General features: G+C 70.9%; 14 protein-coding genes. 5 read left to right on the forward strand and 9 right to left on the reverse strand.

Features of this window, described 5'->3' with window-relative positions:
• Positions 1-5 precede the first annotated feature (5 nt).
• Positions 6-5678 carry an excinuclease ABC subunit UvrA gene (gene uvrA / locus ACILR4_RS08290; protein ID WP_395700368.1) on the reverse strand — a complete coding sequence of 1891 codons (5673 nt, stop codon included), beginning with the start codon at positions 5676-5678 and terminating at the stop codon, positions 6-8.
• Positions 5679-5826: 148 nt separating this feature from the next.
• On the opposite strand from uvrA, the gene ACILR4_RS08295 reads away from it, so the two are divergent.
• Positions 5827-6939: an ABC transporter substrate-binding protein gene (locus ACILR4_RS08295; protein ID WP_395700369.1), complete on the forward strand. Its 1113-nt coding sequence runs from the start codon at positions 5827-5829 to the stop codon at positions 6937-6939.
• Positions 6940-6955: 16 nt separating this feature from the next.
• Positions 6956-9376, forward strand: coding sequence for a PAS domain-containing protein (locus tag ACILR4_RS08300; protein ID WP_395700370.1), 2421 nt, complete (start codon positions 6956-6958; stop codon positions 9374-9376).
• A gap of 3 nt (positions 9377-9379) precedes the next feature.
• Here the strand turns inward: ACILR4_RS08300 and ACILR4_RS08305 are convergent, their stop codons facing one another.
• The 8 genes from ACILR4_RS08305 to ACILR4_RS08340 all read right to left on the reverse strand — a co-directional run bounded on the left by ACILR4_RS08305 (position 9380) and on the right by ACILR4_RS08340 (position 19198).
• Positions 9380-10219 carry an alpha/beta fold hydrolase gene (locus ACILR4_RS08305; protein WP_395700371.1) on the reverse strand — a complete coding sequence of 280 codons (840 nt, stop codon included), beginning with the start codon at positions 10217-10219 and terminating at the stop codon, positions 9380-9382.
• A gap of 19 nt (positions 10220-10238) precedes the next feature.
• Positions 10239-12338 (reverse strand): 3-hydroxybutyrate oligomer hydrolase family protein, encoded by a 2100-nt coding sequence (locus ACILR4_RS08310; RefSeq protein WP_395700372.1) that lies wholly within the window; start codon positions 12336-12338, stop codon positions 10239-10241.
• 22 nt (positions 12339-12360) lie between these two features.
• Complete coding sequence (locus tag ACILR4_RS08315; protein ID WP_395700373.1) at positions 12361-13431, reverse strand: branched-chain amino acid ABC transporter permease; 1071 nt, start codon at positions 13429-13431, stop codon at positions 12361-12363.
• A gap of 439 nt (positions 13432-13870) precedes the next feature.
• Positions 13871-14860: a branched-chain amino acid ABC transporter permease gene (locus ACILR4_RS08320; protein WP_395700374.1), complete on the reverse strand. Its 990-nt coding sequence runs from the start codon at positions 14858-14860 to the stop codon at positions 13871-13873.
• Positions 14857-15594 carry an ABC transporter ATP-binding protein gene (locus ACILR4_RS08325; protein ID WP_395700375.1) on the reverse strand — a complete coding sequence of 246 codons (738 nt, stop codon included), beginning with the start codon at positions 15592-15594 and terminating at the stop codon, positions 14857-14859. The genes ACILR4_RS08320 and ACILR4_RS08325 overlap by 4 nt, the downstream gene beginning before the upstream one ends.
• Positions 15591-16370: an ABC transporter ATP-binding protein gene (locus ACILR4_RS08330; RefSeq protein WP_395700376.1), complete on the reverse strand. Its 780-nt coding sequence runs from the start codon at positions 16368-16370 to the stop codon at positions 15591-15593. The genes ACILR4_RS08325 and ACILR4_RS08330 overlap by 4 nt, the downstream gene beginning before the upstream one ends.
• An 18-nt stretch (positions 16371-16388) precedes the next feature.
• Positions 16389-17891 (reverse strand): hypothetical protein, encoded by a 1503-nt coding sequence (locus ACILR4_RS08335; protein ID WP_395700377.1) that lies wholly within the window; start codon positions 17889-17891, stop codon positions 16389-16391.
• A gap of 116 nt (positions 17892-18007) precedes the next feature.
• A complete protein-coding gene (locus ACILR4_RS08340) occupies positions 18008-19198 on the reverse strand; it encodes a substrate-binding domain-containing protein (RefSeq protein ID WP_395700422.1) in 1191 nt (396 codons plus the stop codon).
• 309 nt (positions 19199-19507) lie between these two features.
• Between ACILR4_RS08340 and ACILR4_RS08345 the strand changes: the two genes are divergently transcribed.
• From ACILR4_RS08345 to ACILR4_RS08355, 3 genes are read left to right on the forward strand one after another with little or no spacing between them, the layout of a single operon-like run.
• On the forward strand, positions 19508-20239 hold the full coding sequence (locus ACILR4_RS08345; RefSeq protein ID WP_395700378.1) for an RNA polymerase sigma factor: 732 nt from the start codon (positions 19508-19510) through the stop codon (positions 20237-20239).
• Positions 20236-20946 carry a hypothetical protein gene (locus ACILR4_RS08350; protein ID WP_395700379.1) on the forward strand — a complete coding sequence of 237 codons (711 nt, stop codon included), beginning with the start codon at positions 20236-20238 and terminating at the stop codon, positions 20944-20946. The genes ACILR4_RS08345 and ACILR4_RS08350 overlap by 4 nt, the downstream gene beginning before the upstream one ends.
• Positions 20943-24125: a CHAT domain-containing protein gene (locus ACILR4_RS08355; RefSeq protein ID WP_395700380.1), complete on the forward strand. Its 3183-nt coding sequence runs from the start codon at positions 20943-20945 to the stop codon at positions 24123-24125. Before ACILR4_RS08350 ends, ACILR4_RS08355 begins: the two co-directional genes overlap by 4 nt.
• Positions 24126-24137 lie beyond the last annotated feature (12 nt).

The raw sequence follows: 24137 nt of genomic DNA on the forward strand, positions 1-24137 counted from the left end.
TGGGCTCAACGCCCCAGCACCGGCTTCAGCGCACGCCCGGTATGCGTGCCGCGCTGCACCAGCAGCTCGGGCGGACCGGCGGCCACCACCGTCCCGCCGGCCGAACCGCCCTCGGGGCCGAGGTCGATGACCCAGTCGGCCTCGGCGATCACGTCGAGGTCGTGCTCGATCACCACCACGCTGTGGCCGCCGTCGACCAGGCGGTGCAGCACGCGGATCAGCTTCTCGACATCGGCCATGTGCAGGCCCACCGTCGGCTCGTCCAGCACGTACAGCGTGTGCGGCGGCTTCTGGCCGCGGCGGGTGACGTCGTCGCGCACCTTGCTCAGCTCGGTGACCAGCTTGATGCGCTGCGCCTCGCCGCCGCTCAAGGTGGGCGAAGGCTGGCCCAGCGTCAGGTAGCCCAGGCCCACGTCCTGCAGCAGCTTCAGCGGATGCGCGATGCTGGGCATCGAGGCGAAGAACTCCACCGCCTCGTCGACCTCCATCTGCAGCACCTCGCCAATGCTCTTGCCGCGCCAGCTGACTGCCAGCGTCTCGGGGTTGAAGCGCATGCCGTGGCACTGGTCGCAGGGCACCTTCACGTCGGGCAGGAAGCTCATCTCGATGGTGCGCATGCCCTGGCCTTCGCAGGCCGGGCAGCGGCCGTCACCGGTATTGAAGCTGAAGCGCGCGGCCGCATAGCCGCGGGCCTTGGCTTCGAGCGTCTCGGTGAAGAGCTTGCGAATCTGGTCCCAGAAGCCGATGTAGGTGGCCGGGCACGAGCGCGGGGTCTTGCCGATCGGCGTCTGGTCGACTTCGAGCACGCGGTCGATCAGCTCGTAGCCACTCAAGCCCGCGCAGCCGGTCAGCGCCAGGCCCTGGGCCAGCTGCTCGCGCCCGGCCTTGCTGGCTTTCAGGCCCACCGCGGTGTGCACATTGGCCAGCAGCACGTCGCGCGCCAGCGTGCTCTTGCCCGAGCCCGAGACACCGGTGACCGCCACCAGCCGCTGCAGCGGCACCTGCACGTCGATGCCGCGCAGGTTGTGCAGGCTGGCGCCCTGCACGCCGAGCTGGAAGGTGGCCAGGTTCACCGTGCGGCGCGTGGCCATCGGGTGCTTCAGCGGCTGCGCCAGGAAGCGGCCGGTCAGTGAGTCCGGATGCCGCGCCAGCTCGCTGGCCAGGCCCTGCGCGATGAGCCGCCCGCCGCGCTTGCCGGCGCCGGGGCCGATGTCGATGATGTGGTCGGCACGGCGGATGGTGTCCTCGTCGTGCTCCACCACCACCAGGGTGTTGCCCTGGTCCGAGAGCCGGCCCAGCGCCTTCAGCAGGATGCCGTTGTCGCGCGGGTGCAGCCCGATGGTCGGCTCGTCCAGCACGTAGCACACGCCCTGCAGATTACTGCCCAGTTGAGCGGCCAGGCGGATGCGCTGCGCCTCGCCGCCCGACAGCGTGGGCGCGGCACGGTCCAGCGTCAGGTAGCCCAGGCCGACCTCCTCGAGGAACTCGAGCCGGTTGCGGATCTCGACCACCACGTCGCGCGCGATCGCGGCATCGCGGCCTTCGAGCTGCAGCCCCTCGACCCAGCGCCGCGCATCGCCCACCGACCACTGCGCCACCGCGGTGATGGCGTGACCGTCGAAGCTGATCGCGCGCGAGACCGGGTTCAGCCGGGTGCCGGCGCAGTCCGGGCAGGGCTCGCCGCCGACGCCTTCGACCTCCGGCTCCTCGGACGGGAAACTCTGCTCGCGGCCCTTCTGGTCGTCGTCGCGCACCGAATCGTCGTAGGCCTTGCGCTGTTCGCGCGTCAGCGTCAGGCCGGTGCCGACGCAGCTGGTGCACCAGCCATGCTTGCTGTTGTACGAGAACATGCGCGGGTCCAGCTCGGCGTAGCTGGTGCCGCACTGCGGGCAGGCGCGCTTGGTCGAGAACACCTTCAGGCTGCCGATGCGGTGGGTGGTGCCGCCGGCGGCCATCGCGCCGGCCAGGCCGTCGAGCGGGCTCAAGACATGCAGCACGCCCTTGCCCAGGTCCAGTGCCTTGGCCAGCAGTTCGCGCAGGGCCGCTTCCTCGCGTGCGCTGACGATCAGGTCGCCCACCGGCAGCTCGATGGTGTGCTCCTTGAAGCGGTCAATGCGCGGCCACGGGTCGACCTTCAGGAACTCACCATCCACCCGCAGGTGCGTGTGGCCGCGCGCCTTGGCCCATTTCGCGAGGTCGGTGTAGACGCCCTTGCGGTTGACCACCAGCGGCGCCAGCAGGCCGATGTGCTGGCCTTTGTACTCGCGCAGGATCTGCGCCGCGATGCTCTCGACGCTTTGCGGCCGCACCTCGGCGCCGTCGTGCACGCAGCGCTGCAGGCCCAGCTTCACCCACAGCAGGCGCAGGAAGTGCCAGACCTCGGTGGTGGTGGCCACCGTGCTCTTGCGGCCACCGCGCGACAGGCGCTGCTCGATGGCCACGGTGGGCGGAATGCCGTAGACCGCATCCACCTCCGGCCGCCCGGCCGGCTGCACGATGCTGCGCGCGTAGGCGTTCAGCGATTCGAGATAACGCCGCTGGCCTTCGTTGAACAGGATGTCGAAGGCCAGCGTGCTCTTGCCCGAGCCCGAGACGCCGGTGATGACGCTGAACTTGCCGCGCGGGATGTCGACGTTCAGGCTCTTGAGGTTGTGCTCCTTGGCGTTGACGATGCGGATGGCCTCGTCCACCACCTTCTGCGCATCGCGCCGCGCCTTGGCCACCAGCTGCAGCGGCCTTCCCTCTTCCACCGCATGGCCGCCCAGGCCGAGCGTGGTGTCGTACTCGCGCAGCGCGCGGCCGGTGTGCGAGCTGGGGTGCTGCTTCACGTCGTCCGGCGTGCCGGTGCACACCACCTCGCCGCCGGCATCACCGCCTTCGGGGCCGAGGTCGATGATCCAGTCGGCCGAGCGGATCACGTCGAGGTTGTGCTCGATGACGATCAGCGAGTGGCCGGCATCGAGCAGCTTGCGCAAGCTGCGCATCAGCTTGGCGATGTCGTCGAAGTGCAGGCCGGTGGTCGGCTCGTCGAACAGGAACAAGGTGCCCTTCTTCGCCGCCGGCTGCTTAGGCCCGCTGGCCGCTTCGGCCAGGAAGCCCGCCAGCTTCAGGCGCTGCGCCTCGCCGCCCGAGAGCGTGGGCACCGGCTGGCCCAGGCGCACATAGTCGAGGCCGACATCGACGATCGGCTGCAGCCGCGCCACCACCGCCGGGTCGCCGCTGAACACGATGCAGGCCTCGGACACCGTCAACTCCAGCACGTCGGCCACCGACAACTGGTAGTGCCCGCGCACCAGCTTCACCTCCAGCAACTCGGCGCGGAAGCGCCTGCCGTCGCAATCGGGGCAGCGCAGGTACACGTCGGAGAGGAACTGCATCTCCACATGCTCGAAGCCCGAGCCGCCGCAGGTGGGGCAGCGGCCGTCCCCGGCATTGAAGCTGAACATGCCGGCGCCGTAGTTGCGCTCGATGGCCAGCGGCGCCTGCGCGAACAGCTTGCGGATCTCGTCGAACGCGCCGACGTAGCTCACCGGGTTCGAGCGCGCGGTCTTGCCGATCGGGCTCTGGTCGACGAACACTGCATCGGCCAGCCAGTCCATGCCCAGCAGCCGGTCGTGCTCGCCGGCGCCTTCGGTCGGCTTGCCGAAGTGGCGCAGCAGCGCCGGCACCAGCACGTCCTGCACCAGGCTGCTCTTGCCCGAGCCGGAGACGCCGGTCACCACCGTCAGGCGCTGCAGCGGGAACGCCACCTGCACATCCTTCAGGTTGTGTTCGCGCGCGCCTTCGAGGATCAGCTTCGGGGTCGAATCGTTGACCACGCGCCGCAGCCCGATGCCCACATGCTTGCGCGCGCCGAGGTAGGCGCCGGTCAGGGTATCGGCCTGGCGTGCCGTGTCAGGCGTGCCGTCGAAGACGATCTGGCCACCGCGCTCACCGGGGCCGGGGCCCATGTCGATCAGCCGGTCGGCGGCCAGCATCACCGCCGGGTCGTGCTCCACCACCACCAGCGTGTTGCCGGCATCGCGCAGCCGGTGCATGGCCTCGACGATGCGGTTCATGTCGCGCGGGTGCAGGCCGATGCTGGGCTCGTCGAGCACGAACATCGTGTTGACCAGCGAGGTGCCGAGCGCGGTGGTCAGGTTGATGCGCTGCACCTCGCCGCCGCTGAGCGTGCGGCTCTGGCGGTCCAGCGTCAGGTAGCCCAGGCCGACGTCGCACAGGTACTTCAGCCGCGTGCGCACCTCGTCGAGCAGCAGCTTCAGCGCCTCGTCGAGCATCGAGGAAGGCAGCGTCAGGCCGTCGAAGAATCGTCGAAGACGCTCGATCGGCAGCAGCATCAGGTCGTGCAGGTTCAGGCCTGGCAAGGCCTCGAGTTGCGCGCGCGACCAGCCGGTGCCCTTGGGCAGGACGCGTCTTTCAGGCGTCATCACGCCATCGGCATCGGCCTTCGAGCCCAGGCGCCACAGCAGCGCCTCGGTCTTCAACCGCGCGCCGCCGCAGGTCTCGCAGGGCGTGTAGCTGCGGTACTTCGACAAGAGCACGCGGATGTGCATCTTGTAGGCCTTGCTCTCGAGGTAGGCGAAGAAGCGGCGCACGCCGTACCACTGCTGGTTCCACTTGCCGTTCCAGTGCGGCGAGCCCTCGATCACCCAGTCGCGCTGGGCTTGGCTGAGCTGGCTCCAGGCGGTGTCGCGCGGGATGCCGGCCTCGCCGGCGTACTTCATCAGGTCGTCCTGGCATTCCTTCCAGGCCGGCGTCTGCATCGGCTTGATCGCGCCGGCGCGCAGGGTCTTGCGGTGGTCCGGGATCACCAGGCCGAAGTCGACGCCGATCACGCGGCCGAAGCCGCGGCAGGCCTCGCAGGCGCCGAAGGCCGAGTTGAAGCTGAACAGCGCCGGCTGCGGGTCGGCATAGCGCAGGTCGCTCTCGGGGCAATGCAGGCCGCTGGAGTAGCGCCACAGGTCCGGCTCCTCGCCTTCACCCTTCATCGCGTAGACGTTGACCCGGCCACTGCCGCGGCGCAGCGAGAGCTCGATGGCTTCGACCACCCGCGCCTTCTCGGCGCCGCCCAGACGCAGCCGATCGGCGACGACATCCAGCACCTTGCGGTGGTTGACGATGCGCTCGGCCTGCACGCGCGTGAATCCGGAGGCCGACAGCCATTGCTCGACCTCGCCGGCGGTCACGTTCTCGGGCAGTTCCACCGGGAAGGTGATGATCACGCGCGGATCCCCGGCCGCCGCGGCACGCGCGACCAGATCCGCATGGATGCTCTCCGGCGTGTCGTGCCGCACCGGCCGCGCGGTCTCGCGGTCGAACAGCTCGGCCGCGCGCGCGAACAGCAGCTTCAGGTGGTCGTTCAGCTCGGTCATCGTGCCGACCGTCGAGCGCGAGGTGCGCACCGGGTTGGTCTGGTCGATGGCGATGGCCGGTGGCACGCCTTCCACCTTGTCGACCGCCGGCCGGTCCATGCGGTCGAGGAACTGGCGCGCGTAGGCGCTGAAGGTCTCGACATAGCGCCGCTGGCCTTCGGCATACAGCGTGTCGAACACCAGGCTCGATTTGCCGGAGCCCGAGGGGCCGGTGACGACCGTCATCTCGCCGGTGCGGATGTCGAGGTCCAGGTTCTTCAGGTTGTGCTGGCGGGCACCTCGGATGCGAATGACGCCACGGCTCATCAGACAGGTTCCCAGGGGACAGGGCGGAACATTCTAGGAACTGTGCCGCGAACGGCCCGTTCATCTGCGTATTAGCCCGTAGCCCGGGGCGGTTTCACTGGTCCAGAATGCCTCGCACATCGGGGCCTGGAACCCCGGGGAGTGGCCGATGAGACAACTGTGGGGCCGGCTGCTGCTGGCCGCGAGCCTGGGCCTGGCGACCGCCGCGTCGCAGGCGCAGATCAAGGTGGGCCAGACCGCCGGCTTCACCGGCCCGGTGGCCGCCGGGGTGAAGGAGATCACCGACGGCGCCAAGCTCTACCTCGACGCGGTGAACGCCAAGGGCGGCATCAACGGCCAGGCCATCGAGCTGCTGTCGCTGGACGACAAGTTCGAGCCCAAGCTGGCCGCCGAGAACGCGAAGAAGCTGATCGACGAAGGCGTGATCGCGCTGTTCCTCTCCCGCGGCACGCCGCATTCGCAGGCCATCCTGCCGCTGCTGGAGCAGCACAAGCTGACCTTGATCGCCCCCTCCACCGGCGCGATGGTGCTGCACCAGCCGGTGAACCCCTGGGTCTTCAACGTGCGCGCCACCTACCAGCGCGAAGCCGAGAAGGCGGTGCAGCACCTGTTCCTGATCGGCATGCAGCGCGTGGCCATCGTGCAGGTCGACGACAGCTTCGGTGCCGACGCCGCCACCGGGGCGCTCAAGGGCTTCGAGGCGCTGAAGAAGCAGCCGGTGGTGCACGAGAAGTACGACCGCACCAAGCCCGACTTCAGCAAGATCGTGCCCAAGGTGGTGGCCTCCGATGCGCAGGCGGTGCTGTTCATCGGCTCGGGCACCGCGGTGGTCGACGGCGTCGAGCAGCTGCGCGCCGCGGGCTCGCGGGCGCAGCTGGTCACGCTGTCGAACAATGCCTCGTCGGGCTTCGTCAAGTCGCTGAAGGACAACGCGCGCGGCACCATCATCAGCCAGGTGTTCCCGTACGAACGCTCGCTGGCCGCGCCGATCGTGAAGGAAGCGCACGACCTGGCCATGGCCAAGGGCCAGGCCGAGGTGACGCCCGCGATGCTGGAAGGCTTTGCCGCCGCCAAGGTGCTGGTGGAAGGCCTGCGCCGCGCCGGCAAGGACCTCACGCGCACCGGCGTGCAGAAGGCGCTGGAAGGCATGCAGAAGGTCAACATCGGCGGGCTGGACATCAGCTACGGCCCGAAGGACCACACCGGCCTGGACTACGCCGAGCTGTCGATCATCGGCGCCGACGGGCGGTTCAAGCGCTAGCCAGCTCCCCCTTGCCATGCGGACCGATCCCGACGCCCTGCATCGCCTGCAGCGCTGGGATCGGGTCACCGCCGGCTCGACCGACGGCTACTGGGAGCGCAACCTCCGCACCAACGTCAGCTGGTATTCGCCCAGCTTTCGCACGCTGTTCGGCTTCGGGCCCGATGAGCTGCCCGATGACCGCGATGTGGTCAACGCCCGCATCCATCCCGACGACCTGCCGGGCTTCCTGCACGGCTACCAGCAGGCGCTGGCCAGCAACGGCCGCTTCCGCTACGAGCTGCGCTTCCTCGACGCCCGGGGCCAGTGGCGCTGGGTGCGCGGGCGCGGCCAGGTGTGGCCGGGCGCGGACGGCCAGCCGCACTACATCGCCGGCGCGGTTAGCGACGTGCAGGCCGAGCAGGAAGCCCGGCAGTCGCTGGAGGCGCTGAAGCAGCGCTTCGAGAGCGCGATCGACGCCTCGGCCGAGGGCCTGTTCGAGCGCATCGTCGGCGAGGAAGCGCTGTACATGTCCGACCGCTACCTGCAGCTGATCGGCAACCGGCGCGACGAGGTGCCGCCGCTGCGCTCGGCGATCCTGGCGCGTTTCCACCCCGACGACCTGGCGCATGCGCTGGCGGTCAACCGCGTCGCCGAAGCCGGGCTGCAGCGCTGGGAACTGCTGCTGCGCTTCCGGCATGCCAATGGCGAGTACCGCTGGTACCGCCAGCGCGGCATTGCCGAGCGCATGCCCGACGGCCGCACCAAGGTGACCGGCATGATCGCCGACGTGCACGAGCAGGTGCTGCAGCGCCAGGAGCTCGAACGCACGCAGGCCCAGCTGGAAGCGCTGGTGGCCGAGCGCACCGCCAAGCTCGAGGCCGCGCTGGCGCTGGCACAGGAGCGCCAGCTCGAGGCCGAGCGCGCCAACGCCGCGAAGTCGCGCTTCCTGGCCCACATGAGCCACGAGATCCGCACCCCGCTGAACGGCGTGCTCGGCCTGGTGGAGCTGGCGCAGCGGGTGGCCCAGTCGCCCGAGCAGCAGCGCTACCTGGAAACCGCGCAGCGCGCCGGCCACACGCTGGCGCAGGTGATCAACACCGTGCTCGACTTCTCGCGCATCGAGGCCGGCCGCGCCGAACTGCGGCCGCGGCCCTTCGACCTGGCGCAGGCGCTGATCGAGACCATGCGCAGCGTGATGCCGCTGGTGCGCGAACGCGGCCTGCTGATGATGTTCGACTGGCCCGAAGGCCCGTGCGAGTTCGTCGGCGACGAAGTGGCGATCCGCCAGATCGCCACCAACCTGATCGGCAATGCCGGCAAGTTCACGCAGCGCGGCTGGATCCTGGTGACGGGCCAGGCGCGGCTGCTGCAGGGCGACCAGTACCAGGTGGAGGTCAGCGTCGCCGACAGCGGCCCCGGCATCGCGCCGGGCTTGCGCGAGCGCGTCTTCGACGCCTTCGTGCAGGGCGACGACAGCCTGACCCGCAGCCATGGTGGCACCGGCCTCGGCCTGCCGATTGCGCAGGGCCTGGCGCAGGCGATGGGCGGCGAGATCAGCCTGGCCACGCCGGACGGCGGCGGCAGCCGCTTCACGCTGCGCCTGCCGCTGGCCGTGGCGCCCGGTGCGCTGCGCGCGCCACCCGCGGGCGCCAACGGCATGGCCTGGCTGGTCAGCACCACCGAGATGGGCGGCGCCTGGCTGTCCCGCCGCATGCAGCGCGCAGGCTGGCACATCCGCATCCTGCCCAGCATCGAAGCACTGCTGCAGGCGGCGCAGGAAGGACCCGCGCCGCGGCTGGTGCTGCTGTCGGAGTTCGCGCTCTTCAGCGGCCTGGACCTGGGGCCGGTGCGCCGCGCGCTGCCGGGGGTGGCGATCCGCCTGATCGTGCGGCCGGACTGGCACGAGCCGCAGCTCGAAGCCCACGCCCGCACGCTGGGCATGACCAGCATGCTGACGCCGATGAGCCCGCGCGACCTGCTGCACCTGGCCGACGTGCCGCCGTCGGCCGAGGACACCCTGCCACCGGCCGGCGCAACGCAGCCGCCCGCCTGGCCGCCGGGCACCCGCGTGCTGCTGGTCGAGGACAACCCGGTGAACCAGCTGATCGGCCAGGAGTTCCTGCGCGTGCTCGGCCTGCAGGTGCGCACCGTGGCCGATGGCGCACTGGCCCTGCAGGCCTGCGTGGAGGAGCCGCCCGCGCTGGTGCTGATGGACCTGCAGATGCCCGGCATGGACGGCCTGGAAGCTGCGCGGCGGCTGCGCGTGCTGCAGCGCGAAGGCGCCTGGCCCGGGGCGCCGATCGTCGCGCTGACCGCCCACGCCGGCGCGGCCGACCGGGCCGCCTGCCTGGCCGCGGGCATGGACGGCGTGCTGACCAAGCCGCTGACGCTGCAGCAGCTGCGCGAGGAGCTCGGGCACTACCTGGGTCGCCCTGGCCGCAGCAGCCCGGGCTGACCCTCACTCCCCCGCCAGGAAGCGCTCCACCAGCGCGAACTGCTCCGGCGTGTTCAGCGCCGGCGCATGGCCGCAGCCGTCGATGGTGGCCACCACCGCGCGCGGGCCGCGGCTGCGCATCGCGTCGGCCGCCTCGGGCAGCAGCAGGTCCGAGTCGACCCCGCGCAGCACCAGCACCGGCAGCTCCAGGCTGTCCCAGGCAGGCCACTGGTCGTAGTCGTTCGGGTGCACGATGAACTGGCGCACCATCGCCGGGTCGTAGTGCGGCGTCACCCGGCCGTCGGGCAGGCGGCGCACGCTGGTCTCGGCCAGGCGCCGCCACTGCGCGTCGCTCAACCAGCCGTAGGGCTTGTAGACCGTGCGGAAATAGGCCTCCAGCTCGGTCACGGTGTCGAAGGCATCGGGGTTGCCGGCATAACTCCGGATGCGAGCGACCGCGGGCGCCGCCAGCTCCGGCCCGATGTCGTTCATCACCAGCCGGCGGATGCGCCCGCGCAGCGCGCCGGCGGCCACGTGCAGGCCGATCGCGCCGCCCATCGAGGTGCCCAGCCAGTGGCATTGCGAGATGCCCAGCTGGTCGACCAGCGACACCGCGAGCCGGCCGTAGAACGAGAGCTGGTACTCCTCGTCCGGCCGCGGGCTCCACTGGCTCAGGCCGCGGCCGATGGTGTCCGGGCAGATCACGCGGTAGCGCTGCGACAGCTGCGCGGCGATGTCGTCCATGTCGCGGCAGGTGCGCGCCAGGCCGTGCCAGGCGATCACCACCTCGTCATGCTCGGCACCCCACTCGGTGTAGTGCAGTTCGCGGCCTTCGCAGCGCAGGTAATGGGAGGAGAAGCTCATGGGCGGGTCGTCGTGGACGTCAATCGGGCACGTTGATCGTGGAACCGGTGAAGCTGATGGCATCGGCCGCCGTCGGCGCCGCGGCGATCGGCGGCACGTTGGCCGCGGCCAGCGCCGGCGCGCTGCCGGGCGTGCCGCCGCGCGGCACCGTGCGCACCACCTGGCTGGGCGGCAGCGCGGCGCCGGACGTGAGGTTCGCGTACACCGCGTCGAGCGCACGGTTCAGGTAGACGTGCAGCGGGATGAAGCGGCTGTCGTAGCCCGGCAGCACGGCCGGCAGGCCGATGAAGCCGTCGAAGTGCTGCGCGTTCGTCACCTCGATGTACGACAACCTGCTGGCCGCGCCCTCGACCACCTTGTTCAGCGCGGCGTACGGCCGCGACGTGTGGTTCACCGGTAGCAAGGCATCGGAGCGGCCATGGACGATCAGCGTCGGCTTGCCGCCCAGGTTGCCGTTGCGGCGGGTCTCGTTCAGGCCGGTCTGCAGCGCCACCGCCTTGGCATCGGTGCCGGTCAGCAGGTTGCGCAGGCACAGCGCGCCGTCGAGGTTGAAGTCCTGCTTCAGCGTCGAGGGCGAGAACGAGAACAGGTCACGCAGCGGCGCGCCGGGGCTCAGGTTGTTGATCAGTTGCACGCCGGTGGAAGGCGGCACGCCATTGCCGGTGGCCCACATCGTCGGCAGGCCGGTGGCCAGCGCGTTCGGCACGCCCGCCGCGGTGGTCGAGCCGAAGCTGTAGCCGCACAGGTTGTCCTTCACGCTGGCGCGCGCCAGCGCGTTGGCGAAGGTCACGGTCACCGCCGGCGCCACCTCGAAGGCCGCATGCGAGGCATGCAGGATCGCGGCCTCGGGCTCCCAGCCGTAGTCGCGCAGCTTCTGCAGCGCCTCGTCGGCCTGCGCGGCCAGCGTGTCGCCGGCCAGCAGGCCCTTGGCCTTCAGCGACGCGCAGCGGTTGGCCGCGAAGGCCGGCACCGTGTAGGCCAGGCCCGGCGCATTGGCCACCTGCGCCGACAGCATCGCGCAGCTCTGGTACAGGTTGGCGTAGCTCGTGAAGTCCACGAGGGTCTTGCCGATGACGGGGTAGCTGGTCGCGCCGCGGCGCACCGAAACACCCGGGCTCGCCGGCAGTTCGACCGCCGGCTCGGCCACCGCCACGCCGTCGATCAGCCCGCTGCGGTCGAGCTCGGCCGCGGCAATGGCCGCGCCGCCGCCGTTGGAGATGCTCGACGCGATGACCAGCGTGTTCTCCGGCTTCAGCAGGCGCTCGTGGCCGCCGTCGGACAGGCGGGCGCCGTAGGTCTCGTTCAGCACGTAGAACGCGAACTCCACCGCCTGCAGCGTGAAGCTGCCCCAGTCCTTCTCGACGTTTTGACGCGAATGCGCATGCTTGAACGCAAAGCGGTTCGGCGTGGCGGCGTTGAAGGCCGCGAGGTCCGCCGCGGACAGGCCCGCATTGAACTGCGCGTTCTTGCCCGCCGCCGTGGCGCTGCTGCGCGTGCCGTCGATCAGCGGCACGGTGTCGTTGGCCAGGTCGTGCGGCGCGGCGCCGGTGCCCTTGTCGGTGTAGGCCACCGCGCAGCCCTTCTTCAGGCCCCACTCGCCGGTGGAGATGGCCCCGTACACCCCGCGCGAGCCCGAGGAGGTGGCGGTGACGATGCAGGCCGCGTCCGGGTTGAAGCTGGCCGGGATCTGCACCATCAGCGTGACGTTGCGGTTGCCGCTGCCGTCGTCGCTGTAGGCGATGGCCTCGAGGCCGGCGATGCGGCCTTCGCCGCTGCCGGCCACGCCGTTGGCATCGACGTTGGGCCCGAAGAACACGCCGTAGCCACCGGCGGTGGTGGTGTCGACGATGGCGCGGTAGCTGTTGTAGATGGCCAGCCGGCGCAGCTCGGCCGCGGTGGGCGTGGCCGAGGTGGTGGGCGCGGCGGCCGAGGCCAGGCCGGTCTTGCCCAGGCCGGCGGTCAGCAGGTCGTCGCTGACCCCGTCGTAGCGCGTGCTGCTGATGGTGCCGACATAGGCCGGCTTGACGTTGACCTCGATCGGGTCGGTGCCGAGCGAACAGCCGCCGAGCCCCGCCACCAGGGCGGTGGCCAGCGGCAGCGGCAGAACCTTCTTCTTCATCGGGAGCTTCCTCGTTGGAATGTCAACCGCGGCGTACCGCCATCGCGCGCAGGCGACCGACGACACCGCTGGGAAAGTGGTAGACCGACAGCACGAACAGCACGCCCAGCCACAGCAGCCAGCGGTCGGGCGAGACGATGCTGCCGAGCACCGGCACCTCGGCCAGCAGCCCCTGGCCGAGCTTGAGCAGGTCCTGCAGGTAGTTCTGCGCCAGCATGAACAGCGCCGCGCCGATCACCGCGCCATGCATCGTGCCCATGCCGCCGATCACGACGATCAGCAGGATGTCCAGCATGATCTCGAAGCTCAGCGTGGTGTCCGGCCCGGTGTAGCGCAGCCACAGCGCCAGCAGCGCGCCGGCCACGCAGGCGAACAGCGCGGCCAGCACGTTGCTGAGCGTGCGGTACACCACGGTGCGAAAGCCGATGGCCTCGGCCCGGAAGTCGTTCTCGCGGATGGCCTGCAGCACGCGGCCGAACGGCGAGTTGACGATGCGCAGCAGCGCCAGGAACAGCACCAGCACCGCCCCGAACAGCAGGTAGTAGGTGAACAGCTTGCCGTCGACCGTGACGCCGAACAGCGGGTTGTCGAAGGGCTCGAACGAGGGGCTCAGCACCTCCGGGTTCTTGAAGGTCAGCCCGTCCTCGCCGCCGGTGAAGTCCGACAGCTGCGAGGCCAGCGTCTGGAACGCCGCGGCCACCGCCAGCGTGATCATCGCGAAGAAGATCGCCTTCACCCGCAGCGAGAACAGGCCGATCACCAGCGACAGCGCCAGTGAGACCACCAGCGCCAGCGCCAGCCCCAGCAGCACGCCACCGAAGCCCGGCCCCAGCCGCGTGCTGGCAATCGCCACGCCGTAGGCGCCGATGCCGAAGAACATGGTGTGCGCGAAGCTGACGATGCCGGTGTAGCCCAGCAGCAGGTCGTAGCTGGCCACCAGCAGGATGAACACCAGCACCTTGGCCGCCACGCCCAGCGCCTTGCTGCCCGGGAACAGGAAGGGCGCGAAGGCCAGCGCAAAAAGGATCAGCAGCAGCGCGGCGGCCAGCCAGCGGCTGCGCGGCAGGTCATGCGAGAGGAGTCGGTTCATCATGCAAGGGGCTCCACCGTATTGCGCGCACCTCGACGCTTGGAACAGTTGCGCCGCCAAGGGCCTTTGTCAGCGGTAGTTCTCGGCCCGTTGCTGCGTTTCGCCTGCGGAGCTTGGCGCGCGATCAGGCCGCCGGGGCGCTCCACTCCGCTCATGTCCCCCGGGGCGGGCGGCGCCCACCCCTCCTCCTTTACTTCGCTCCGTGAAGCGCCCCACCGTCCTGATCCGAACCACTGTTGGCACGCGCCTGCCAGAGCGCCACGCGAGCCAAGGGCATCGGGTGTCCGGTGGAGCGAAGTAAAGGAGGAGGGCCAGGCGCAGCCTGGACCGGGGGACATGAGCGGAAGCGGACACCCGGTGGCCTTGGCCTGCTCGGTACATGCAAGCAGGGACCGGAACGGGTCGATTCGGTCCACTGCCATTTCGAACAACGGAAGCGCGCTCATCGGTTGGTCACCGGGTACAGACCCTGTGGCCGCCACAGCAGGATGGCGACCATCAGCCCGATGTTCGAGAACAGCGCCACCTTGGGCGCCAGGTAGCCGGTGTAGTTGGCGAGGATGCCCACCAGCAGCGCGCCGACGAAGCAGCCCAGCGTCGAGCCCAGGCCGCCGATGATGATGACGATGAAGATCAGCACGTTGACCTGGCCGCCGATCTGCGGCACCACGTTCTGCTGGAACAGGCCCCACATCACGCCGCCCAGCCCGGCCAGCGCCGAGCCGGCGACGAACACGCCGACGAAGAGGCGGCGGATGCGGTAGCCCAGCGACTCGACCATCTCGCGGTCCTGCACGCCGGCGCGGATCAGCAGGCCGATCTTGGTGCGGTTCAGCGTGTACAGCAGCGCCAGGAACACCAGGCCGCCGATGATCATCGCCAGCACGCGATAACGCTCTATCGCAGCGTCCCCGACGAACCAGGCACCGCGCAGCACGTCGGGCAGCGGCAGCGGAATCTGCTGCGGCCCCCAGATCACCTTGATGATCTCCTCGCCGACGATCATGCCGCCCATCGTGATGAGGATCTGCTTCAGGTGCAGGCCGTAGACCGGCCGCACGATCACGCGCTCGAAGGCCCAGCCGACGGCGCCGGCGGTGGCCATGGCCGCCAGCATCGCCAGGAACACCGCGCCCAGCTGGCCGGCGCCGCTGGTCCAGCCGACGGTGGCCCCCATCACGCTGGTGGCGACGAAGGCGCCCAGCGCGATGAACACGCCATGGCCGAAGTTCAGCACGTCCATCAGGCCGAACACCAGCGTCAGGCCCGAGGCGGTGATGAAGACGATCAGCCCCATCGCCAGGCCGGCGACGGTGAGCGTGAGCCAGGTGCTGCCGCTGTTGATGAGCGGCAGGCCGACGAGCACCAAGGCGGCGAGCAGCGCCAGCGGCTTCCAGTCGAAGCTGGCCTTCGGGATCGCCGTGGCGCTCATTGGTGCGCTCCCAGCGACAGCCCCAGCAGCCGCTGCTGCAGCGCTTCGTCCTCGGCCAGCTCGCGCATCGCGCCGGTGTGCACCACGCGGCCGTTGTCCATCACCGCGACCGAGTCGCCCAGGGCCTTGGCCATCATGAAGTTCTGCTCCACCAGGAGGATGGTCGTGCGCTGGCGCTTGAGTTCGCGGAACGCGGTGACCAGGTTCTGGATGATCGAGGGCGCCAGGCCCTTGCTCGGCTCGTCGATCAGGATCAGCGCGCGCGGCTCGCAGATCGCGCGCGCCACCGCCAGCATCTGCTTCTGCCCGCCCGAGAGCTTGCCGGCCGGGTAGAGCCAGAACTTCTGCAGCGCCGGGAACAGCGAGAAGATCCACTGCAGCCGGGCTTCGTCCAGCTCGCCGGCATGGCGCGCCGCGCGGGCGGCCAGCACCATGTTCTCCTTCACCGTCAGGTCGCTGAAGATGCCCATGTTCTCGGGCACGTAGGCGATGCCGCGGCTGGCGATGTCCGGCGTGGCCAGGCCTTTCAGCGAGCGGCCCTGGAAGCGCACGTCGCCGGCGCTGGCCTGCCACAGGCCCATGATCGTGCGCAGCGTGGTCGTCTTGCCGGCGCCGTTTCGGCCCAGCAGCATCGTCACCTCGCCCTCGGGCACCGCGAAGTCCACGCCATGCAGGATGTGGTACGCGCCGATGTGCGTGTGCACGCCGGTCAGTTCGAGCAACGGCGCGCTCATGCCGCCTCCTCGCTGGCCATGCCCAGGTAGGCCTGCTGCACGACGGGCGAGGCGATCACCGCGGCCGGCTCGCCGTCGGCCACCAGCTGGCCGTTGTGCAGCACGATGATGCGGTCGGACAGCTCGCGCACCACGTCCATCTTGTGCTCGACGAGCAGGATGGTGCAGTCGCGCCGTGTCTTGAGTGCGCGGATGAGGTCCAGGATCACTGGCACCTCGTCCACGCTCATGCCGGCGGTGGGTTCGTCGAACATGAACACCTGGGGGTCCAGCGCGATCAGCAGCGCGACCTCGAGCTTGCGCTGGTCGCCGTGCGGCAGCGCGCTGGCATGCACGTCGTGCTTGTCGGCCAGCCGCACCTGCTGCAGCAGCGCCTGCGCCTCGTCGACCCAGGCCTTGCGGTCCAGCCACACGCGCCACACGTCCAGCCCGCCCAGCGGCCCGCCGCGGCCGCGGCCGGCCTCGCGTGCCTGGATCGCCAGGCGCACGTTCTCGCGCACGGTGAGGTTCGGGAACAGCTGCGTCAGCTGGAAGGCCCGGCCCAGGCCGCGGCGCGTGCGCAGCGGCGCCGGCAGCGCGGTGATGTCCTCGCCACCCAGCAGCACCTGCCCTTCGCTGGCCGGCAGCTGGCCCGAGATCAGGTTGAAGTAGGTGGTCTTGCCGGCGCCGTTGGGGCCGACGATCGCCGTCAGCGTGCCCGGCTGGAAGGCACAGCTGACGTGATCGACGGCCACATGGCCGCCGAAGCGGATGGTGAGGTCGCGGGTTTCGAGCATGGACGATCAATTTGCAAGCTAGGGGCAGGTGCCGATGACGTAGTAGTTCGCCCCGGTCTGCTTCAGCGTGGTGGTGACGAACACGTTCCACAGGCCCATGTTCTGGTTCGAGCCGTTGGCCAGCGCGTAGCCGCCGCTCTGGTGTGCCCGCCCGGCGGTGGTGTGGGCGTAGTTGCTGGCCGTGTAGCAGGTGGCCGCCGCGCCGGTGGTGGTGCCGGTGGCGGGCGCCGAAGCCGCGCTCTCGACGTTGCTGCTGTCCAGGTCGGTGACGGTCCAGCTGTAGCTCGTGGCGGCGGCCAGGCCGCTGTCGACATAGCTGGTGCCGGTGACGGCCGCGGCGTTCACCTTGCTGCCGTTGCGGTAGACGTTGTAGCCGGTGGCGCCGCTCACCGCGTTCCAGCTGATCGTCATGCTGCTGGCGGTGGCGCCCGAGGTGGCGACGCCGGTGGGCGCGGGCAGCGCACCACCACCACCACCGCCGCCGCCACTGCCGGTGCCCGAGGCCACGCGGTCGACCATCGCCTTGATCGCCGCCGCCTGCACGCCGGCCTTCTGCGCGAAGTTGCTGCCGTACCAGCCGATCCAGTCCCAGCAGGCGTTCGGGTTGGCCACGGTGCCGCTGGTGGGCGTGGCATGCGTCGTGTTGTCCACCTTGGTCTGCGGGAACAGCACGATGATGTTGTTGGTGTCGGCCCAGCGCGTGTAGCCGGTGTTCTTGACGAACTTGTCGCCGATCTGGTCCTGGCTCTGCTGGCAGCCGTGCAGTGCGACATGCAGCTTGCACTGCGTGCCGCTGGCACAGCTGGCGGGCACGTAGATCCAGCCGGTGGCGTTCATGCCGGCGTTGCCGGCGGTGTACGGCGTCTGGTCGAACTGGATGTAGTTGGCCGCGGCCGGCGCGTTGTTGCGCGCGGTGAGCGTGCCGTAGAACTGCTGCAGCGCGGCCTTCGCGCCGTCATAGCCGCAGTTGCTGATGTAGGGCGACGCGGTGCTCGCGCAGCTGTTGTTGCCGGTCGAATCGAAGTCGGTCGGGAAGGTGTGCGCGGTGCTGGCGCGCTGCGTGTAGACCAGGTTCGCGCCCGTCACGCCGTTGTTGCCGTACTGCGTGTTCACCGCGTTCATCGGGTTCGGGCCGACCGTGGTGTCGCTGGTGCCGACGAACAGGAAGATCTTCTGGCCGGCCACCAGCGACTTGCTGTCGTTCGCGGTGCCGCTCCAGTTGTTGATGTCGGCCTGCATCGTGTTCAGCATGCCGCTGCTGATCGAGGCGTTGTACATGCAGGCGGTGTAGTTGCTGTGCCCCGCGCACATGTAGGGGCCGCCGGCGAACACGCCCACGCCCATGAAGGTCGACGCATACGCATAGCCCAGCTGGTTGGCCATGAAGCCGCCCGAGGACAGGCCCGACACGCTGATCTTGGTCTTGTCGACGTTCAGCTGCGGCAGCGCAGACGCCGCATGGACGCTGCCTTGGCACGTTATCGCCAGCCCGGCGAGGGCCATCACCATCTTCCAGTTCATCGACTTGTCTCCTGTGGTCGTTTCGAGGACGAACGAAACCCCGCCCCCGTGTGTCCCGGGGGTCGGCCAGTCAATGCGGATGGCGGGCCGGCTGGGCCCGCTTGCCTAGCGCTCGGCTAACGCTTGTTGCGGACGGGGACGTTCATCTCCTCCGCCTTGATCTCGCGCACCAGCTCCGGCACGCCCCACTCGAAGGCCGGGTCGACCTTGATCTTGAAGTGGTACATGTTCTGCATCGCCTGGTGGTCTTCCTTGCGGAAGGTCATCTTGCCCTTCGGCGTCTCGAAGCTCATGCCCTCCATCGTGCTGATGAGCTTGTTGGTGGCGGTGTCGCCCTTGGTCTTGTTCAGCGCGTCGACGATCGCGATCGCCGCGCTCATGCCACCGGCGGTGAAGAAGTCAGGCGGTGCCTTGTACTTCGAGTAGTGGTTGGACACCAGCCATTCGTTGACCGGGTTCTTCGGAATGCCGAAGTAGTAGTAGGTGGCGCCCTCCATGCCGGGGAAGTTGCGGTAGGCCACCATCGCCGGCAGGATGTTGCCGCCGGTGGCGGTCTCGATGCCCTGGCGCTTCAGGAACACCTCGGCCGCCTTCAGCGGATTGCCGGTGCCGGCCCAGATCACGAACAGCACCTTGCGGCCGGGCTTGTCCTTCATCGCGTCGACGATGCGCTGCATGCCGGCGGTGAAGTCGGTGGTGTTGGTCGGCAGGTACTCCTCGTGCACCAGCTTGGCCTTCTTCAGCGCTTCCTTGAAGGCCTTCACGCCGTCGCGGCCGAAGGCGTAGTCCTGCGCCAGCGTCGCGATCGTCACGCCTTCCTTGTCCAGCGCCACCGCGTTGGAAATGGCGTCCTGGCTCGAGTTGCGGCCGGTGCGGAAGATGTACTTGTTCCACTTCTCGCCGGTGATCGCGTCGGCCACGGCGGGCTCGACCAGCAGGATCTTCTTCGCCTCCTCGGCCACCGGCAGCATCGCCAGCGCCACCCCGGAAGAGGTCGGGCCGACGGCGATGTCGGCCTTGTCGTCGTTGTAGGCCGCGGCCAGCAGGCTCTTGCCCAGATCGGGCTTGCCCTGGTCGTCCTTCTCGATCACGACGAGCTTCTTGCCGGCCACCGTCATCGTGCCCTTGGTGGCGTAGTCCAGGCCCATCATGAAACCGATGGCCGTCTGCTTGCCATAGGCTTCGAGCGGGCCGGTCTTGCTGTAGACGTGGGCGATGCGGATCTCGCCGCCATCGGCCGCGGCCACCGGCAGCGCCAGCGCGGCAGCCAGTGCGGCGAGCGGGTACATCAACGAACGACGCTTCATCATGCGAGGGTCTCCTGTGCCTGTGATGTGCTGGGAAAGGGGCCGCGCGGTGGCCGCACGGCGAAGCAAGGCGCACAGGCGCAAAGCCCGTGCCAGGCGCACCAGCTCAGTTCTAACCCTGGGTTTTGGGGCAGATCGGCGGTGAAAACCGGCTGAAGCCGGCTGAATTGACTGACATTCGGACGGCCCGCGACTCGCTGAATGACTGAATCTCAGGCATTCAATGGGGAAATGACTGGATTTCAGTCAATCCGATGGGCCGGCCGGCCTGTCACCTGACGTTTGGCGGGTCATCGCGTCCCTGTCCCGATGGCTTCACCCGCCCTGACCCTGCCGCCGCCGCTTGTGGCATCGTGCCGCCACGATGCCGCGACACCGTATCGCCTCGCGCTGATGGACAGGGCGCACTTCATCACCGCGTGCCGCCGCGGCGGCCAGCCGCTGGCCGACGCGCTGCGCGTGCTGCAGCGCGACTACGGTCGCGCGCTGCTGGCCGAGGCCCACGCGGCACTGGGCGAGCTGGCCGCCGCGCAGGACCTGCTGCAGGACACGCTGATCAAGGCCTGGCAGCGCTGCGCCCAGTACCGCGGTGACGCCGAGCTCTACCCCTGGCTCAAGAGCGTGCTGCGGCACGGCGCGCTGGACCAGCTGCGGCGCCGCCACGACGAACAGCCGGTGAGCGACGCGCAGGGCCGCATCGCCGCGGAGGTCGAGCAGGCGCTGCAGCGCGAACGCGCCAACCCCGGCCCCGAGCAGCAGTCGCAGGCGCGCCAGCTCGAGGCGGTGTACCGCGCCTGCCAGGCCCGCTTCCAGCGCGAGCAGCCGGCCGCCGCCTGCGTCGTGCGCTGGATCGCCGAGGACGGGCTGACGCCCGACGAGCTGTCGCGGCTGCTGCAGCGCAGCCCGGGCGCGACGCGCGAGTACCTCTCGCAATGCCGCAAGAAGGCGCGCGTGTACTTCCATGACTGGTACCTGCTGGCGTCCCAGGCGGCCGAGCCGCCCGCCCCCACCGCGCCCCGCGCGCAGGAGCCCGAGACATGAACCGCCATCGCGAAGACCCGCAGCGCGACGACCTCGACGACTGGCTGCAGGCCCTGGCCGGACGCCCCGCCGCGCACGCCACGGCAGCCACGCGGCGTGAAGCGCAATGGCTGCGCGAGGCGATGCAGCGCTGGCCGACGCCGACGGCGACGCCGCTGCCGCCCGAGGCGGAAGCCGCCTGGCAGGCCCGCCTCGAAGAGACCTGGCATGCGCGGGCGGTGCAAGCCGGCCTGCTGCCGGCCGAAGGCAGCACCGCGCCGCACCGCGGGCAGCGCCCCTGGTGGCGCCGCGCCTGTGCCGGCTGCGCGGCGCGCGGCGAGCGCCTGCGCGCCTGGTTCGGCAGCCGCCCGGCTGCGGCCGGCCTGGCGCTGGCCGCGGTGGCCCTGCTGGTGGTCGGCCTGCTGCAGCTACAACCGCCGGCCGTGCCGCCCGGCGCGCCGCCGCTGCTGCGCGGCGCCCAGCACGACGGCAGCTGGCTGCTGCAGGCCGCCGATGCGCCAGGCCTGCGCGACGAGTGGGCCAGCCGCCTGGAGGCCACCGGCGCCAGCGTGCGCCGCTACCAGCGCCTGGGCCGCTTCGGCCTGGAAGCCGAATGGCCCACCCCAGCGCCCGGGCTCGATGCCCGCCTCGCCGCGCTGGGCCTGCAACGCGGCCCGGACGGCAGCCTGCGCATCGAGGTCGAAGCCGCGGGGAACCCGCAGCGATGAAAGGCCTCGCGCGCGCCGTCGCGCTGGCCGCCTTGACGCTCATGTTGAACGTCAGCACCCGGGCGGCCACCGACCCCTGCGACGGCCGGCCGCCGGCCGATGCCGCGACCCTGGCCGCCGAACCCGAGGCCCTGCTGCGCAACGACCCGGCGGCCGCGGTCGCCCGCGCCTGCAGCCTGCGCGCCGCCCACCCGGGCGTGCGCGCCACGCTGGCGCTGGTGCAGGCGCTGAGCGCCGAGGGGCGATTCGACGAGGCCGGCACGCTGCTGGCCAGCCTGCCCGCACCGCCGGCCGACCAGCCCGCGCTGGCGGCCGAGCAGGCCCTGGCGCACGCCGGGCTGGCCAGCGACCAGAACCGCTATGCCGAGGCCGGGCCGTGGTTCGAGCAGGCGATCGCGGCCCTGCAGCGCGCCGGCCTGACACGCAGCCTGCCCTATGCCCGGGCACTGCTGGGCCGCGAGCAGACCTTGCGCACCCTGCGCCAGACGCCCGATGCGCTGGCGCGCGCCAGCGCGGCGCTGGAGGAAGCCATCGGCGTGCTGGAACAAGGCGGCCACGCCGTCAGCCGCGACATGGGCGACGCGCTGAACCACCGCACGATGCTGGCCTACGCGCAGCAGGACCTGCCCGCGGCCATCGCCCATGCCCGCGCCGAGGTCACGCTGGCGCGCCGCCTCGACGGCCCCGACACGCCCGAGGCCTTCGACGCCCTGGCCAGCCTGGGCGCGATGCTGGCGCAGCTGCGCCGCTTCGACGAAGCCGAGGCCGCGCTCGACGACGGGCTGCGCCTGATGGCGCTGCACCCCGACATCGGCGCCAGCGGCCAGCTCGGCGTGCTGAACAACCTGGCCGCGCTGCAGCTGGACCGCGGCCGCTACGACGCGGCCCTGGCCCGCGCCGACCAGTCCCTCGCGCTGGCGCGCCGCGCCTTCCCCGGCAACGCGCTGCTGCTGCTGGTGCCGATGAGCCACCGCGCGCAGGCGCTGATGAGCCTGTCGCGCCTGGCCGAGGCCCAGGCCCAGTACGAAACCGCGCGCGCGCTGACCGCCGGCGATCCTTCGGTACCGGCGCTGCGCCGGCTGCGGCTGCTGGACAACCTGGCCGACCTGTACCTGCGGCTCAACGATGCCGAGGCTGCGCGCCAGGCCATCGCCGAAGGGCTGCAGGTGGCCGGCACGGACGCTCACTTCGGCTATTGGCGCGGCCGCCTGCTGCGCCAGCAGGCCACGCTGGCCGCGGCGCAGGGACGCTGGGCCGAGGTCGACGCGCTGCATGCCGAAGCCGCGCCGCTGATCGCCGCGGCCATTGGCGAGCAGCACCCGTATGTCGAGGATTCCACCGTCCAGCGCTGCCTGGCCCAGCTGCACGGTCCGCTGCCCGGCAATGCCTGCGCGGTGCTGCAGCAGCGCGCCGCCGCGGCGGACTCGGCGGCACCGGCGCAGCGCTTCCGCGTGCACAACGCGCTGGCGCTGGCCGATGAGCGTGCCGGCCGGCCCGACGGCGCGCTGCAGCACCACCTGCAGGCGCTGGCCGCCGCGCAGAGCGCCGGCACCGCACACCCGCTGTGGGTGGCCTACGACGCGCTGGCGCTGCACCTGCGCCAGGCCGGCACGCCGGGCCGCAAGGCGCTGGCCATCGCCTTCGGCAAGGCCGCGGTCGAGCAGATCGAACGCATGCGCCAGGACTTCCCGCCCGCGGCGCGCGAGAGCGAGCGCGGCTTCGTCGCCGACAAGTTGAGGGTCTACCGCCGCCTGGCCGACTGGCTGGCCGAAGACCAGCGGCTGGACGAAGCGCTGCAGACGTTGCGGCTGCTCAAGCGCGAGGAGTTCCAGGACTTCGTGCGCGGCGAGGGCGTGCCAGCCGTCGCGTTGCCGCGGCGCTGGCTGACGCCTGCGGAAGCGCAGTGGCGCGCACAGGCGCCGGCCGATGCCCCCGAGGCCGCGCAGCCCGCGACCGCACTGCCCTCGACTGCACAGCCCGAGGCTGTGCAACCCGAGGCCGCCCGCGTGGCCGCCTGGCAGGCGCTGCTGCGCGAGGCCAGCGCGGCGCCCGGCCCTGCGCCGCGGGCGGCCATGGCCACGCCCACGCCCCGCGCCGCGCCGGCCGCAGCACCCGTCCGCCGTGGCGAACTGCAGGCCTGGCTGTTCGCGGCCGACGGCCAGCTGCGCCTGCTGCTGGACAGCCGCGCCGGCCGCCGGGCCCAGGTGCTGCCGGTGGACCCGGCGGGCCTGGCGCGCCAGGTCGGCCAGGTGCTGGCACGCATCGCCGCGCGTGAAGACGCGCTGCCGCTGCTGCAGTCGCTGCATGCGCAGCTGGCCGCGCCCCTGGTGCAGGCCGCGCAGGCCGCCGGCGCGCAGCGCCTGGTGCTGCACCTGGACGGCGTGCTGCGCTACCTGCCCTTCGCCGCGCTGCATGACGGCCACCGCTACCTCGGCGAACGCTTCGCGATCGAACAGCGCGTGGCCGGCCTCGCCGACACCGCACCGGCGCTGCCGGCGGCCGACGCCACGCCCTACGTGCAGGCCTTCGGCGTCAGCCAGGCGCTGGCCGGCCTGCCGGCGCTGCAGGCGGTGGCCGACGAGGTCTGCGGCATCGTCGACGGCCAGGTGCAGGGCCTGGCCCCCGGCGACGGCCGCTGCGCCCGCGGTGCCGTGCCCGGCGCGGCCTGGCTCAACCAGGCCTTCACCGCCGAGCGCCTGCGCCGCGCGACCGAGTCCGCGCGCAGCGCGGCGCAGGGCCGGCGCCAGTGGCTGCACCTGGGCACGCACTTCGTGCTGCGGCCCGGCCACATCGGCAAGAGCTGGCTGCTGACCGGCGACGCCGGACGGCTGCAGCTCGACGAGCTGGCCGGCTACGACCTGCACGGCCAGGCGCTTGTCACGCTCTCGGCCTGCGAGACCGGCCTGGGCGGTGCCGAAGGCGCCGACGGCCGCGAGCTCGACGGCCTGGCCGGCGTGCTGGCGCGGCGCGGCGCGGCCGCCGTCGTCGCCAGCCTGTGGCGGGTGGAAGACCGCAGCACCAGCCTGCTGATGCGCAGCCTGTACCGCGCGCTGCGCCAGGGCAGCGACCCCGCGCAGGCGCTGCAGGCCGCCCAGCGCCGCGTGCGCGAGCAGCCCGGCGGCGCCTGGCGGCATCCGTTCTACTGGGCCGGCTTCGCGCTGACCCGCACCGAACCCTGATCGCAGCGGGCC

Origin of the sequence: Aquabacterium sp., assembly GCF_044226965.1 — a bacterium.
Classification (GTDB): Bacteria; Pseudomonadota; Gammaproteobacteria; order Burkholderiales; family Burkholderiaceae_C; genus Pseudaquabacterium.

Excerpts from the sequence above, each read along its gene's own strand:
- uvrA (WP_395700368.1), bottom strand. The coding sequence starts at position 5,678 with ATGAGCCGTGGCGTCATTCGCATCCGAGGTGCCCGCCAGCACAACCTG.
- ACILR4_RS08295 (WP_395700369.1), top strand. The coding sequence starts at position 5,827 with ATGAGACAACTGTGGGGCCGGCTGCTGCTGGCCGCGAGCCTGGGCCTG.
- ACILR4_RS08300 (WP_395700370.1), top strand. The coding sequence starts at position 6,956 with ATGCGGACCGATCCCGACGCCCTGCATCGCCTGCAGCGCTGGGATCGG.
- ACILR4_RS08305 (WP_395700371.1), bottom strand. The coding sequence starts at position 10,219 with ATGAGCTTCTCCTCCCATTACCTGCGCTGCGAAGGCCGCGAACTGCAC.
- ACILR4_RS08310 (WP_395700372.1), bottom strand. The coding sequence starts at position 12,338 with ATGAAGAAGAAGGTTCTGCCGCTGCCGCTGGCCACCGCCCTGGTGGCG.
- ACILR4_RS08315 (WP_395700373.1), bottom strand. The coding sequence starts at position 13,431 with ATGATGAACCGACTCCTCTCGCATGACCTGCCGCGCAGCCGCTGGCTG.
- ACILR4_RS08320 (WP_395700374.1), bottom strand. The coding sequence starts at position 14,860 with ATGAGCGCCACGGCGATCCCGAAGGCCAGCTTCGACTGGAAGCCGCTG.
- ACILR4_RS08325 (WP_395700375.1), bottom strand. The coding sequence starts at position 15,594 with ATGAGCGCGCCGTTGCTCGAACTGACCGGCGTGCACACGCACATCGGC.
- ACILR4_RS08330 (WP_395700376.1), bottom strand. The coding sequence starts at position 16,370 with ATGCTCGAAACCCGCGACCTCACCATCCGCTTCGGCGGCCATGTGGCC.
- ACILR4_RS08335 (WP_395700377.1), bottom strand. The coding sequence starts at position 17,891 with ATGAACTGGAAGATGGTGATGGCCCTCGCCGGGCTGGCGATAACGTGC.
- ACILR4_RS08340 (WP_395700422.1), bottom strand. The coding sequence starts at position 19,198 with ATGAAGCGTCGTTCGTTGATGTACCCGCTCGCCGCACTGGCTGCCGCG.
- ACILR4_RS08345 (WP_395700378.1), top strand. The coding sequence starts at position 19,508 with ATGGCTTCACCCGCCCTGACCCTGCCGCCGCCGCTTGTGGCATCGTGC.
- ACILR4_RS08350 (WP_395700379.1), top strand. The coding sequence starts at position 20,236 with ATGAACCGCCATCGCGAAGACCCGCAGCGCGACGACCTCGACGACTGG.
- ACILR4_RS08355 (WP_395700380.1), top strand. The coding sequence starts at position 20,943 with ATGAAAGGCCTCGCGCGCGCCGTCGCGCTGGCCGCCTTGACGCTCATG.